At 70.1% G+C, this 12,338-nt stretch carries 14 protein-coding genes and 1 tRNA gene; 11 read left to right on the top strand and 4 right to left on the bottom strand.

The genetic code is table 11. From position 1 onward, the window contains the following. Positions 1-11 precede the first annotated feature (11 nt). From ACFC96_RS16895 to ACFC96_RS16860, 8 genes are all read left to right on the top strand, one after another. The gene (locus ACFC96_RS16895) at positions 12-617 is read left to right on the top strand and encodes a hypothetical protein (RefSeq protein ID WP_376612889.1); all 606 of its coding nucleotides are present in this window, start codon (positions 12-14) and stop codon (positions 615-617) included. Beyond that, positions 614-874 carry a hypothetical protein gene (locus ACFC96_RS16890; RefSeq protein ID WP_376612888.1) on the top strand — a complete coding sequence of 87 codons (261 nt, stop codon included), beginning with the start codon at positions 614-616 and terminating at the stop codon, positions 872-874. Before ACFC96_RS16895 ends, ACFC96_RS16890 begins: the two co-directional genes overlap by 4 nt. Further along, entirely contained in the window at positions 871-1,164 is a 294-nt protein-coding gene (locus ACFC96_RS16885; protein WP_376612886.1) for a hypothetical protein, read from the top strand. The genes ACFC96_RS16890 and ACFC96_RS16885 overlap by 4 nt, the downstream gene beginning before the upstream one ends. Before the next feature lie 88 nt (positions 1,165-1,252). Further along, positions 1,253-2,164 carry a bifunctional DNA primase/polymerase gene (locus tag ACFC96_RS16880; protein ID WP_376612884.1) on the top strand — a complete coding sequence of 304 codons (912 nt, stop codon included), beginning with the start codon at positions 1,253-1,255 and terminating at the stop codon, positions 2,162-2,164. Further along, positions 2,161-2,490 (top strand): hypothetical protein, encoded by a 330-nt coding sequence (locus ACFC96_RS16875; protein ID WP_376612882.1) that lies wholly within the window; start codon positions 2,161-2,163, stop codon positions 2,488-2,490. Before ACFC96_RS16880 ends, ACFC96_RS16875 begins: the two co-directional genes overlap by 4 nt. After that, positions 2,487-4,034, top strand: a complete 1,548-nt coding sequence (locus tag ACFC96_RS16870) for a YfjI family protein (protein WP_376612880.1) — start codon at positions 2,487-2,489, stop codon at positions 4,032-4,034. Before ACFC96_RS16875 ends, ACFC96_RS16870 begins: the two co-directional genes overlap by 4 nt. 298 nt (positions 4,035-4,332) lie before the next feature. Next, positions 4,333-4,521 (top strand): helix-turn-helix transcriptional regulator, encoded by a 189-nt coding sequence (locus tag ACFC96_RS16865; protein ID WP_376612878.1) that lies wholly within the window; start codon positions 4,333-4,335, stop codon positions 4,519-4,521. A 60-nt stretch (positions 4,522-4,581) separates the two neighbouring features. Continuing rightward, on the top strand, positions 4,582-5,997 hold the full coding sequence (locus tag ACFC96_RS16860) for a tyrosine-type recombinase/integrase (RefSeq protein WP_376612876.1): 1,416 nt from the start codon (positions 4,582-4,584) through the stop codon (positions 5,995-5,997). Between the two features lie 137 nt (positions 5,998-6,134). Here ACFC96_RS16860 and ACFC96_RS16855 read toward each other — a convergent pair. After that, positions 6,135-6,219: transfer RNA gene (locus ACFC96_RS16855), tRNA-Ser, on the bottom strand. A gap of 61 nt (positions 6,220-6,280) precedes the next feature. Next, positions 6,281-7,759 carry a S1C family serine protease gene (locus ACFC96_RS16850; RefSeq protein WP_376612874.1) on the bottom strand — a complete coding sequence of 493 codons (1,479 nt, stop codon included), beginning with the start codon at positions 7,757-7,759 and terminating at the stop codon, positions 6,281-6,283. 190 nt (positions 7,760-7,949) lie between these two features. On the opposite strand from ACFC96_RS16850, the gene ACFC96_RS16845 reads away from it, so the two are divergent. From ACFC96_RS16845 to ACFC96_RS16835, 3 genes are all read left to right on the top strand, one after another. Next, a complete protein-coding gene (locus tag ACFC96_RS16845) occupies positions 7,950-8,765 on the top strand; it encodes a glycerophosphodiester phosphodiesterase (RefSeq protein ID WP_376255232.1) in 816 nt (271 codons plus the stop codon). 149 nt (positions 8,766-8,914) lie between these two features. Further along, positions 8,915-9,466 (top strand): ATP-binding protein, encoded by a 552-nt coding sequence (locus ACFC96_RS16840; RefSeq protein ID WP_376255234.1) that lies wholly within the window; start codon positions 8,915-8,917, stop codon positions 9,464-9,466. A gap of 104 nt (positions 9,467-9,570) precedes the next feature. Beyond that, positions 9,571-10,533, top strand: coding sequence for a DUF5926 family protein (locus tag ACFC96_RS16835; RefSeq protein WP_376255236.1), 963 nt, complete (start codon positions 9,571-9,573; stop codon positions 10,531-10,533). Between the two features lie 227 nt (positions 10,534-10,760). Here ACFC96_RS16835 and ACFC96_RS16830 read toward each other — a convergent pair whose 3' ends face one another. After that, a complete protein-coding gene (locus tag ACFC96_RS16830) occupies positions 10,761-11,396 on the bottom strand; it encodes a hypothetical protein (RefSeq protein ID WP_376612873.1) in 636 nt (211 codons plus the stop codon). A gap of 139 nt (positions 11,397-11,535) precedes the next feature. Continuing rightward, positions 11,536-12,231 (bottom strand): bifunctional DNA primase/polymerase, encoded by a 696-nt coding sequence (locus tag ACFC96_RS16825; RefSeq protein WP_266562429.1) that lies wholly within the window; start codon positions 12,229-12,231, stop codon positions 11,536-11,538. Positions 12,232-12,338: the final 107 nt, after the last annotated feature.

Below are 12,338 nucleotides of genomic sequence, written 5' to 3'. Positions count from 1 at the left end.
AGGAGCCAGAGATGAACGAACAGATCATCGCCCGCCACTGGCTCGCCGCCGCGGCACCCAAAGCCGCCCCCGCTCTCGCCACGTCCACCGTCCTGATCCTGGCGAGGATCTGGAACGCCAATGGAGCCGAACACTCGTTGGGCAACGCCGTGTTGATGGCCGCCCTGTCCCTCGCCGCCGGTGCGGCAGGGGCGTTCGCATCCATGGGCCCCGGCGGGGACCGCGTCATCACCGGGACCGCGTTCGCCGCCTCCGGCGCCCTCGCCCTGACCGGGGTCGCCGGGTACTCGGATGGCCTTTCTCTCCCGATCCTGCTGTGGGTGCTGGCGACGGTCGCCGCCTACGGGCTCGCCGCCCGCAACTGGCGCACCGAGCGCCGGGACACGATCGCTCACGAGCGGCACACGACGGTGCGGCGCGAGGAACACGCCCACATCGAACGCGTGGAAGCCCTCAAGGCCGGAGCCCAGATCGAATCCGCCCGCGCCGGAGCCGCCTACGCCGAACAGCTCGCCACCGCACTCATCACCCGCGCCGCGCTGCCCGGCTTCAACCCGCAGGCCCTCACCGATGCGGGCCTGCCCCAACTCCCCGCCACCGACCGGGACGCCGCATGAACCGCCGTACCGGCGCCGTGGTCGCGGTGACCGTGGGCGCCGTTGCCCTTCTGGCCGGATGCTCCCTGCCCGACGGCCCGCCCGGCGTCGTCGTCGCCCGGGCCGAACGGACGCCCCCGGCGAGCAAGAACCGCCCGTACTTCCTGACCGTGCGCACGGCCGACGGCGAGCGCGAGGACTTTCAGGTCTACATCGCGGACTTCAATCGGTGCTCCGTCGGCGAGCGCTACCCCCAGTGCAAGGAGACCCACGCATGAGCCGCGTTCTGCCCCGGCTGCGGATCCAGCGGGCCACCTGGCCCCGGCCCGCAGTGATCCTCACCGACACGCCCCGACCGGACTGCCACAACTGCGACGGGATCGGCGGCATCGAGCACGACTACGGCCACCCCGAGACCGGCGAGTACGAGGGCACCGACTGGGAGCCCTGCACCTGCTGGAACGAAACCCGCCGCTGGACGCTGCTCCCCCTGCCTCGCAAGCCGCTGTGGCACAGCAAGGTCCGTGACCCGTGGAGCCCCGGCTACAGCGACGAGCCGCCCTTCTAGATACGCCAAGGGCGGCCCCCACATCTCGCCAAAGAAACCGGGGCCGCCCTTGCCAGCCAGCACCCACGAAGGAACTGGAGACCCCAGCATGACCCAAACCACCGACATCACGCGAGCCCACAGCTCGCCGCTGAACGAACACCTGAGCACCGCCCTGAGCCTCGCGGAATCCGGTGTGCCAGCACTGCCGCTGCGGGCGGGGAAAGTACCGTTCGGGAACTGCCCCGAGTGCGTCAAGAACGCGTGCGGCGGCCGACCGAACATGAAGACCCCCGGCCCGTGCCACTGCCCGCGTCCCTGCCACGCATGGGCCGCCGCCACCACGAACCCCGATGTCCTCACCTCCCGAGCCTGGACGTTCGCGTGGGTGCAAGCCTCGGCCGTCGCCTATCACCCCGGCGGGGCCGGGCTGACGGTCGTCGACCTGGACGACGCGGACGCGGTCGCGTGGGCCCATGAGAGCCTGCCGCCGACCCGGACCGTGCCGACCACCCGGGGCGAGCACTGGATCTACCTGGGGGCGATGCGGTCGGCCAACGCGGTACGCCCCGGCGTCGACATCAAGTCGCTCATGCAGTACGCCCGTTGGCTCGGACCCGGCACCGGCACTATGACGCCCCTGCCGGACGCCGTCCGCGCACTGGTCGAGAAGGAAGAGACCACCCCCGCCCGCGGGGAGTTGGTCTCTTCATCCCCCGGCCGCGCCACGTGGGACGCGAGCGTGGCCACAGGCTGCCGCCACACCGAGAAGTACGTCCGTACCGGCCTCGCCCGCGGTTTGGCGCTGGTCCGGGCCCGTACTGAAACAGGGGCCGCGTCGCAGGCGTTCGGGGTGGCGCAGTTCCTCGCCAAGCAGCACGCCCAGTGCCCCGGCCCCTGCGGCCTGGACGCGCTCGGGCACGAGGTCATCGCCGCGGCCGTCTCCGTTGGAGTCCCCGAGCCGTACGCGGCCCGCGCGGTCACCAACGGCCTAGGCGCCGATGCAGGGAGGGCAGCATGAGCATCCACCCCCGTCCCGGGCATGTCGCCGGACGACGGCACTTGCGCCTCGTCGTGGGCGACCGAGAGGGCGTCGCCGAAGGCGTCCCCATTGCTGTTCGTCCTGACCCGCAGACGAGCGACGGGTACCGCCCCCGGGCCGTGCTGCACATCGTGGCACCCCCGGACTGGCACGTGACCCCATCGGCCCACTCGTGGTGCTCCTGCGGCCGTGAACGGACCGCCATCGGCCGCGCCGCCGTGCTGAGCCTGGTGGCCGCGCACAACGAACACCGCGACACCTGCCCGCAGCTCGCCAACGCCAAGGAAGGAGGCAAGGCCGTATGAGCATCCCCCACGACATGAGCCCCGACCTGTGGGAGGGGTTCGACATCGACCCCGAGCAGATCACCGGCCCGGCCTGGGACGAACCCGTCCCGCTCAAGGCCCGCCCGCCCCTGCCCACCTTCCCCGTCGACACCCTCCCGCCGTGGCTCGGTGACATGGTCCGCGGCGTCGCCGAGGAAACACAGACCCCCATCGACCTCGCCGGATGCCTCGCCCTCGCAGTCATCGCCACCGCCGCCGGCGGGCGCGTGAAAGTCTGCGTGCGCGGCCACTGGCGCGAGCCCGTGAACATCTACACGGCCGTGGCCCTAGACCCAGGCAACCGCAAGAGCGCCGTATTCGACCTCATGGTGCGCCCCCTCCTCGACGCCGAGAAAGCACTCATCGAGCTGTCCGGCCCGGTACGGGCCGAGGCCGAGACCCTCGCCCGCCTCGCCAAAGCAGCAGCCGAGAAGGCCGCACAGAAAGCCGGGGCGGCCGAGCCGGAGAAGCGGGATGCACTGACCGCTGAGGCGGTCGAACTCGCGCAGGCCGCCGAGGAACTGACCATCCCGTCCGTGCCGCAGCTCGTGGCGGACGACGCGACCCCGGAGACCATCGGAACGCTCCTCGCCCAGCAGAACGGGCGGATCTCCTGCATGAGCGCCGAGGGCGAGCTGTTCGACATCATCGCGGGCCGCTACACCGGCAAGCCCAACATGGGCATGTTCCTCAAGGGCCACGCCGGAGACATGATCCGCGTCAACCGGCAAAGCCGCGAGGCCGAACACATCGACTCCCCGGCCGTCACCGTCGGCCTGGCCATCCAGCCGGAAGTTCTCGACTCCCTCGCCCGCATCGACGGGGCCGACGGACGCGGCCTGCTCGCACGCTTCCTGTACTCCAAGCCCCTGTCCCTTGTCGGCAGCCGCAACCTCTCCCCAGAACTCCTGGACGAACAGGTAGCCGCCACCTACACCCGCCAACTCTCAGGCCTCACCCTCGCACTGGCCGACTGGACCGACCCCGCTCTCCTGACACTCACCCCGGAAGCCGACGCGGTCATGCTCGCCTTCCAGAAGGTCACCGAAGCGCGGCTGGGGCGGGACGGAAGCTTCGCGCCGATCGTGAAATGGGCGTCCAAGCGAGACGGGGCCGTGGCACGCATCGCGGGCCTGCTCCACCTGGCCAACCACCCCGAGGACGGATGGCACAAGCCCATCGAAGCCTCCACCATGGCCGCCGCGACCGAATTGGGCGTCTACTTCACCGCGCACGCCCTGGACGTGTTCGACACCATGAGCGCCGACCCCGCCCACGACGCCGCCCTGACCGTCCTGGCCCACCTCATCAGCAGCCGCCCGCAGCAGATCACCAAACGGGAGCTGTTCCGGGCCCTGCGGCGGGCCGACTTCCCCGTCATCGGCGACCTCGACCCCGCCCTGGCCCTGCTCGAAGAACACGGCTGGATCCGCCAACAGCCCCCGCCCCCGCGCACCGGACGCGGCGGCCGGCCCCCCTCGCCCCGCTACGAGACCCACCCCCGCATCGGCCGGGGCGCCTGACACAACCCCCAACCCGCTGACAGAACTGACAGAACTCCCCGACACTGCCCCTGACCTGCACAAACGTCCATGATCGCGGTTGTGACAGAACTGAATTTAATGCTGACAGAACCCCCGGCCCCGCGCCGGGGGTGCTGTGACAGAACCTCCTCCCAAGAGGTTCTGTCAGGTTTTAATTCAGTTCTGTCAAAGACCCCGACCCGCTCATACACGCAGGTCAGACGGCATGCGTCGAGGTTCTGTCAGTTCTGTCAGCGATTCCCCGGTTCCCGCACTGGATCCGAGAAGGAGTCGCACCGTGGCCCGCCCCAAGAAGCTCAAGCTCGCTGAGGTCCTCGAAGAGATCGACATGAGCCGCGCCGCCTTCTACCGCATGCGCGCCCGCGGTCAGGCGCCCCGCATCAGCAAGCTCCCCAACGGCCAGGTCCGCGTCAGCCGCGCCGACTTGGACGCGTGGTGGGAGAAGTGCGAGCAGCACGCCGCGTAATACCAACCGTTTCACCGGGGCCCGCGCTCAGCGCGGGCCCCTCGTTCTGTTTGGAGAGACATGCTCACCTACGACGTCGATGTCTGGTCAATCCGTAAGCGCACGGGCCGCCCAAAGCCATGGGAACTGCGTTGGCGGGTCGGCGAGCGGCCTCACTCCCGCAGCTTCAAGCTCAAGCCGCAAGCGGACGGTCGTCGGGCGGAGTTGATGGCCGCTCTGCGCGACCAGCAGCAATTCGACGAGGAAACGGGCCTTCCCGCGAACGAGTTGATGGCTCGCAATTCCCCTTCCTGGTACGAACATGTCACTGAGTACGTCCTCATGAAGTGGCCGCAAGCCGCAGCCAAGCACCGGGCAAGCATCGCGGAATCGCTCGCTGTCGTAACCCCCGCGCTCGCCACCAGCAAGCGGGGAGCGCCTCACTCGGCTGTACTGCGCGATGCGCTTTACCAGTGGGCGTTCAGGGCGGTCCGTGCCCCAGAGGGATCCTGGGTATCGCGCCACGTCGCCGAGGAACCGCCCGCCGAAATCCGCGCCGCCCTGGAGTGGATTGCCGCCCACTCCATCAAGGTCAAAGCCTTGGAGGACCCGGCGCTTCTACGTCCCGCCTTGGAAGCGCTCTCGCTCCGTCTGGACGGGAGCAAAGCCGCTGAGAACACGGTCAGGCGCAAGCGTATGGTCCTGAGTAACGTGCTCCGCTACACGGTTGAGGAGAAAGGGCTGCTCACGGCGAACCCGCTCCCCCGTGTGGATTGGACGCCGCCAGAGAGCGACGACGAGATTGATTTCCGATACGTGCCGGGCCCGAGCAAGGCGCGTTCCTTGCTCGGCGCAGTCCGAGACTCCGGACCGCGCGGCGCGCACTTGCACGCGTTCTTCGGATGCCTCTACTACGCAGCCATGCGACCTGGCGAGGTCGTCGCTCTCAAGGAATCGGACTGCACGTTGCCGCCCAACTCGCCGGAGGCCGTCAAGGAATGGGGCGAACTACTGCTGGGGGAGAGCCGCCCGGAAGTCGGTGGCGGCTGGACAGATGACGGCACGTCGTACGAGAAGCGGGGCCTCAAGCGACGTAAGCGGGGCGCGACGCGAACCGTGCCTATCCCGCCCATTCTCGTGCACCTGCTGCGTGAGCACATCGCCCGGTACGGCACGGCCGATGACGGTCGGCTGTTCCGGGCGGCGCGGGGAGGACGGGTGCCCTCCACCGAATATTGCGACCTTTGGGAGAGAGCGCGGAACTCCGTGCTCTCTCCCAGCGAGGCCAAGTCAGCGCTCGCGGCGGTCCCGTACTCCCTGCGGCATGCTGGCGTTTCCCTCTGGATCAAGTCAGGGGTAGACCCGGCGGAGGTCGCCGCTCGCGCCGGCCACAGCATCGCCGTGCTGTACCGCTTCTACGCAAAGATCCTGAAGGGCGGTCAGCAGCACTCAAACGACATGATCACCCGCGCGCTCGACGAGGAAGATCAGCCCTGATTTTGGCCCACAGGTGGCCCATACGCACTGGTCAAAGCTGGGATACCGGCGAGATGGGGTGAGACAGTCCGCATGCGAAAGGGGTGCTCCGGAGACCGGGGCACCCCTTCTGACCAGCACCTAAGCTGACCTGCAAGCGGTGGGTGTGGGATTTGAACCCACGGTGACTCGCGCCACGACGGTTTTCAAGACCGTTCCCTTAGGCCGCTCGGGCAACCCACCCTCGCCCCGCCGGCGACCGGCGGAGCGAGGACCAGGGTAGCGGGTTCGGCCGGGAGTTCGGTCAGCTGTCGCCCTTGCGCTCGCCGAGGACCACGTCGACCGTGTGCTCCGCGCCGCCGCGCTTGTACGTGATCTTGACCGTGTCGCCCGGCTGGTGCGTCCAGATCTGGCCGATCAGGGTCGGACCGCTGTCGATCACCGTGTCGTCGAGCTTGGTGATGACATCGCCGGGCTTCAGGCCGGCCTTGTCCGCCGGGCCGTTCGCCGTGACCGCGGACGAGCCGCCCGCGCCCTGCTCGGTGATCTTCGCGCCGTCACCCTGCTCGTCCAGCGCGACCGAGGCACCGATCACCGGATAGACCGGCTGGCCCGTCTTGATGAGCTGCTTGGCGACGTTCCGCGCCTGGTTGATCGGGATGGCGAAGCCGAGGCCGACCGAGCCCGACTGGCCGGAGCCTCCGATGCCGCCGCTGCTGCCCGGCTGGATCGCCGAGTTGATGCCGATGACCGCGCCCCGCGCGTCGAGCAGCGGACCGCCCGAGTTGCCCGGGTTGATCGACGCATCGGTCTGCAGCGCGTTCATGTACGACGCCTTGCTGCTGCCCGAGCTGTCGCTGGAGGCCACCGGGCGGTTCTTCGCCGAGACGATGCCCGTGGTCACCGTGTTCGACAGGCCGAAGGGCGCGCCGATCGCGATGGTCGAGTCACCGACGGCGACCTTGTCCGAGTTGGCGAGCACCAGCGGCTTCAGGTTCGACGGGGCGTTCTTCAGCTTGATGACCGCGACGTCGTAGCCCTGGGCTCGGCCGATCACCTCGGCGTCGTACTTCTTGCCGTTCGAGAACGTGGCCGAAAGCTTTCCGCCGTCGGCCGCGGAGGCCACCACGTGGTTGTTGGTGAGTATGTGGCCCTGCTTGTCGTAGACGAAGCCGCTGCCGGTACCGCCCTCGCCGTCGCTTCCCTCGGCCTCGATGGTGACCGTGCTCGGCAGTGCGTTCGCCGCGATGCCGGCGACCGAGGACGCGTTCCGCTTGAAGTCGGCCGGGTTGTCCGAGGCGGAGACCGTCGTCGAGCCCGAACCACTGTCGTCGTTGCGCTCGGCCGCCCAGTAGCCGATGCCGCCGCCGACACCGCCCGCGATCAGGGCCGCCGCGACCACCGCGGCCAGCAGCCCGCCACGCCGGGGGCCCGGCTTGGGCTCCGGAGGCTGGTAGGAGGCGCCCCAGGAGTGCCCACCACCGCCGCCGTCCGCGTACGCGGGAACGGCGGGCGGCGGAGGCGGCCAGCCACCCGCAGCCGCGTTCGCGGCGGCGTGCTGCCCCTCGGGTCCCGGTGCAGCCCCCGAGGCCGCGCCGGAACCCTCGTGCGCCCCCGGCGCCGCGCCCTCGACCGGCGGCATCGCCGCGGTGGGGGCGTCGGCGGGCTCCGGAGAAGGTGCGGAACCGGCCGGAGCGGGTGCGGGAGTAGCGGGAGATTCCACCGGCACGGGAGGTGCGGACGGGGCGGGGGGTACCGAAGTGCCCTCGTTCTCGGTGCTCACAGCTCTTCTCCTCGATCCACGGCTGTACCAGCTGATTCCATCGGCATTGCTGTTTGTATGTGGTCAGCTTTTCCCACGGGACGTCAGGGCACCATAAGGCGTTCCTGTGTGTCCGGTGCCATCCTTTACGCCGGGCGAAACGGACGCATCCGCTGGGCGGCCCAGTGCCCCGCAATGGCACCATGACGCGGTGACCCTCGCACGACAGCAGCACATCCAGGTCGTCGCCCACCGCGGAGCCTCCGACGAGGCCCCCGAGCACACGGCAGCCGCGTACAGAAGGGCCATCGAGGACGGTGCCGACGCCCTCGAATGCGATGTCCGGCTGACGGCGGACGGCCATCTCGTCTGCGTGCACGACCGCCGCGTCAACCGTACGTCGAACGGGCGCGGAGCGGTGTCGGCCCTGGAACTGGCGGATCTCGCCGCCCTCGACTTCGGCTCCTGGAAGAACAGTGAAGCCAGCCGCACCAGTGCGGAGGGCCCCGACTGGGAGGACACCTCCGTCCTGACCCTGGAGCGGCTGCTCGAACTGGTCGCCGACGCGGGCCGCCGCGTGGAGCTCGCCATCGAGACCAAACACCCCACACGCTGGGCCGGCCAGGTCGAGGAACGCCTCCTGATGCTCCTCAAGCGGTTCGGCCTGGACGCCCCCACCGGAGCGCCGGACACACCGTCCCCGGTGCGCATCATGAGCTTCTCGGCCCGCTCCCTGCACCGCGTCCAGGCCGCGTCCCCCCTCCTGCCGACGGTCTACCTGATGCAGTTCGTCTCACCCCGCCACCGCGAGGGCCGCCTCCCCAGGGGGGTGTCGATCGCGGGGCCGGGCATCCGGATCGTGCGCAGCCACCCCGGGTACGTGGAGAAACTCAAGCGGGCCGGCCACCAGGTCCACGTGTGGACGGTCAACGAGCCGGAGGACGTCGACCTGTGCGTCGGCCTCGGCGTCGACGCGATCATCACGAACCGGCCCCGCGCGGTTCTGCGTCAGCTCGGGAGGGGCTAAATCCGGCCACTTCCCTCACAGGGAGTGCTCCGGCGCGTTCGCTCCGTATTCGATCGTTACGAGTGCGTCACTGAGCGTGGATTGGCCGGTTTCCGGTCCAGTCCATTGGGGCATTCACACCGTGGCGTGGGGCAAAGGAGGTCTCGGGGGTGGCGTTGGTGGTGGCACAGGAGGTGCCCACGTCGTCGAGCATGGCCGTACCCCATGGCCCTGCGGGCGTGGGCGAAGCAAGGCACCGGATGCGTGATCAGCTGCGCGTCGGCGGGGTCTCGGAAGCGGTCATCGACGATGCCGTACTGATCCTTTCGGAACTGCTGAGCAATGCCTGCCGGCACGGCAGGCCGCTGGGCGACGACCTGGCCGGGGACGGCGACGTCCGGGCCGCTTGGAGGGTCGATGCGCGGGGCTGCCTCACCGTCGAGGTGACGGACGGTGGTGGTCCGACCCGCCCGGTTCCGGCCACGCCCTCGGTCACCGCGCACGGCGGCCGCGGGCTCAACATCATCTCGGCACTCGCCGACGACTGGGGCGTACGTGACGACGTCTCCGGTGAAGTCACCGTCTGGGTGGTCGTGCACAAGGACGTGCGCTCCGAAGCCGAAACACAGGGGCAGGGCAACTTCGCTACGCGCGTGGCGAGCCGCGCGCCCGTGGGCATGTCCGGCCTCGATTTCGCCGACGCCTTCGAGGACTTGGGCTGAAACCGGCTCCGGCCCGGCGACCCGGCCTGATCCCCGCCCCCGGCCGTACGAGGGGCTAGGCTCGCGCCCGTACGTACGAGAGCCGTAACCGGGAGACACCCAAGATGGCCAAGAAGCGCCCCCAGACCAAGGGCAAGTCGCACGTCAGCAGCGGGGAGATCCCGGTCGTCGGCGCCCGTGAGCCCTGCCCCTGCGGGAGCGGCCGCCGGTACAAGGCCTGTCACGGCCGTGCCGCCGCGCACGCGGTGACCGAGCTGGTGCAGCGCCCGTTCGAGGGCCTCGCGGGAGAGGGCGACTGGATCGCGCTGCGCGAACTGGTGCCCGCCGCGACGGTGCGGCTCACCCTCAAGGAGAGCCTGCCGGAAGGCGTTCCGTCCGTGACACTCGCGACGGTGCTTCCGATGGCGTGGCCCGCGCTGCGCCGCGACGACGGCTCGATCCTGCTCGGCCTGCAGAACGACACCTCGTCGGGCGACCTGAGCCGCGATCTCGCCGACACCCTTCAGCGCGCGCTCGCCGCCGAGCCCGGTACGCCGGTGCAGGCACGCCGCGCACCGGCCGACGGACCGCGCCTGCAGGACCTGCTCGATCCCGCGGCCGCCTTCGAACCGGTCGTGCACACGGGATTCGAGTTCTGGGTGCCTGACTCGGAGAACGCGAGCCCGGAGGTCGCCGCCTCCCTGGAGCGGGCCAACGCGGCCGCCATCCCGACCGTGAAGCTGTCCGGTGTCGACGGTGCGTACTGGTGCGAGACCCCCGACAAGAATCACCTGCGCTGGGTCATGCCGCACCCCGAGGAGCAGCTGCTCGACGCGCTCGCCCGGCTGCACGCGGCCGGCACGTCCTCGCTCGGCGAGGGCACGCGCCTGGTCGGCTCCTTCCGCGCGCACGGCCTGACCGTTCCCGTCTGGGACCTGCCCACCGGGATGAGCGCCGAGGATGTCGAGAAGCCGGCGGCCGAGTTCGCCGAGCGGCTCGCCGCGGCCCTCGGCTCCGAGGCTCCGCTGACCGTCGAGGAGCGCAGGGCGCGCGGCGGCCTCACCAATCGACAGGTGACGCTCAGCTGACCGACCGGTCAGCCACAGGGAGCCCTCGGAACGGGTGACTCCGGTCACAACTCCCCGTAGCGGCAGGTAAATCCGCATACGAATAGCCGAGATCGAATTTGCTAACGGCCGATCTCTTGTTACCGTTCGAGTAGCCCGGTTGCTGGTGCATCCCCCGTCGCCAGCAACCGGGTCCTTGTTTTCCGGGACTTCCCCGCGGGCCCTCGCCCGGGAATCGTTCCGCTCGCTCAGCTCCCGGCCGGCATCGGCGCGTTGCTTCCCGACCTGAGCAGCAGCGGCCCCATGTCCCCGGCTCCCGCGAACTCCGCCACCGCCGAGTAGTCGCCCGCCTCACCCGAAGTGCGCTCCCGCGGCGTGTCACACGTCCCCGGTTCGTCCTGAGCACCCACCGCACAGTGCATCTGTACGGTGCGGCCTCCCGGCTCCATCAGGGTCAGCACGGAACTCAGCGGCCCCCCTGTCGCGTTCCGGTAGTAGGTCCTCGCCCATGTGTCCCGCTCCTGGGTCAGTACGCAGGTCTGCGCCTCGATGCCGTCGGGGGAGGCGAGTTCGGGTCCGCACCGTGCTTGGGTGGCGATCCCGAGATCGGCGAGGAGGGCGGTGCCCGGCGATCGCCCGTGAGACCGGCGCGCCGTGCCCGCCCTGTCCGACGCTGTCGTGTGGGCCGCTGCCGTATCCGACGCCGCGGTGGCCGCCGGGTCGCTCCTGCCTGCGCCCGGTTTGTCGTCGACCTTGTCGGCGCTGTTCGTGCTGCCGGCGTCACCGGTGTGCAGTTCGCCGGAGTTGAGGCTGTCCTCCGCGGCGGTGTCGCCCACGGGGCCCGCGGACGCGCCCGCCAGCGGGAGGAGAACGGTCAGGGTCACGACCGCTAGAAGACCGAGCAGGCGGAGGCGCGAATGGGGTCTCCCCTGCTCGAGGCCGGTCGAGAGCCTGGGGAAGGAGGGCATGCGCCGAAGATATCGGCGCCGCCCCTTCGCACCTCTCGCCGCGCGCCCAATTCCCTTACAACTCGGGCGCGCTCACACCCGTACGAGTGAGGGCATCCACCACCGCGTCCACCACGGCCTCCACATCGGGGACCCAGGGTGCCGCGGAGCCGGGCAGCGGGGCACGCTCCCAGCGGACCTGGCCGAGGCCGGTGTCGGACGGAGGCAGTGCCAGATAGCCGCCCTCGCCGTGGAAGCGCAGGGAGCCCGGCACCCAGTCCTGGGCGTAGAGAAGCTCGCCCAGCTGCTCCATGGAGTAGGGCGCCACGAGGATGAAGAGACGATCCCTCGTGGCGACGACCGGGCCGAGCCTGATGTCCGTACGGTCGAGTGCCTTGAGGGCGCGGGCCCCGGCGACCGAGGGGAGGCTCACGGCGCAGGGGGCTCGGCCGCCGCTCGCACCCGCACCAGCCCCCGTGGCCAGCACGATCGGCGCGGCCGGACGGTTGGTCCACCACCACCGGATCATGCGCTCGTCCGTGGTCGCGGCGAGCAGTCCCGGGTCGAAGGGGTGCGCGCCGGGCACCGTGCACTCCGGGTCGGGGCAGGCGCAGCTGACGCCGTCACGGCGCCCCGCCCCTACGAGCCCCACGCCCGGGAGCACGGGCCACTGCCATGCGGTCGCGAAGGTCAGGGCCGCGCTGAACTGATCAGACTTCCCGTTGTTCCGCCTGGACAGGAGCCTGCGTCGCCTTCCGAGGATCTCGCGCATGAGCGCTCGTTCCTTTCCGTAGACCGAAGAGAACGCTGTGGGCCATCACACCATGTGCCGATCACTTCACTGAGCGTACGTACAGGGAGCGCCGCACCCCAGCCTTG

It is taken from the genome of Streptomyces sp. NPDC055955, assembly GCF_042270245.1.
Taxonomy (GTDB): Bacteria; Actinomycetota; Actinomycetes; order Streptomycetales; family Streptomycetaceae; genus Streptomyces.
Note: the sequence above shows the minus strand (reverse complement) of the source record. Positions and strands in the feature narration are given on the sequence as shown.

Excerpts from the sequence above, each read along its gene's own strand:
- ACFC96_RS16880 (WP_376612884.1), top strand. The coding sequence starts at position 1,253 with ATGACCCAAACCACCGACATCACGCGAGCCCACAGCTCGCCGCTGAAC.
- ACFC96_RS16875 (WP_376612882.1), top strand. The coding sequence starts at position 2,161 with ATGAGCATCCACCCCCGTCCCGGGCATGTCGCCGGACGACGGCACTTG.
- ACFC96_RS16890 (WP_376612888.1), top strand. The coding sequence starts at position 614 with ATGAACCGCCGTACCGGCGCCGTGGTCGCGGTGACCGTGGGCGCCGTT.
- ACFC96_RS16895 (WP_376612889.1), top strand. The coding sequence starts at position 12 with ATGAACGAACAGATCATCGCCCGCCACTGGCTCGCCGCCGCGGCACCC.
- ACFC96_RS16860 (WP_376612876.1), top strand. The coding sequence starts at position 4,582 with ATGCTCACCTACGACGTCGATGTCTGGTCAATCCGTAAGCGCACGGGC.
- ACFC96_RS16870 (WP_376612880.1), top strand. The coding sequence starts at position 2,487 with ATGAGCATCCCCCACGACATGAGCCCCGACCTGTGGGAGGGGTTCGAC.
- ACFC96_RS16825 (WP_266562429.1), bottom strand. The coding sequence starts at position 12,231 with ATGCGCGAGATCCTCGGAAGGCGACGCAGGCTCCTGTCCAGGCGGAAC.
- ACFC96_RS16885 (WP_376612886.1), top strand. The coding sequence starts at position 871 with ATGAGCCGCGTTCTGCCCCGGCTGCGGATCCAGCGGGCCACCTGGCCC.
- ACFC96_RS16835 (WP_376255236.1), top strand. The coding sequence starts at position 9,571 with ATGGCCAAGAAGCGCCCCCAGACCAAGGGCAAGTCGCACGTCAGCAGC.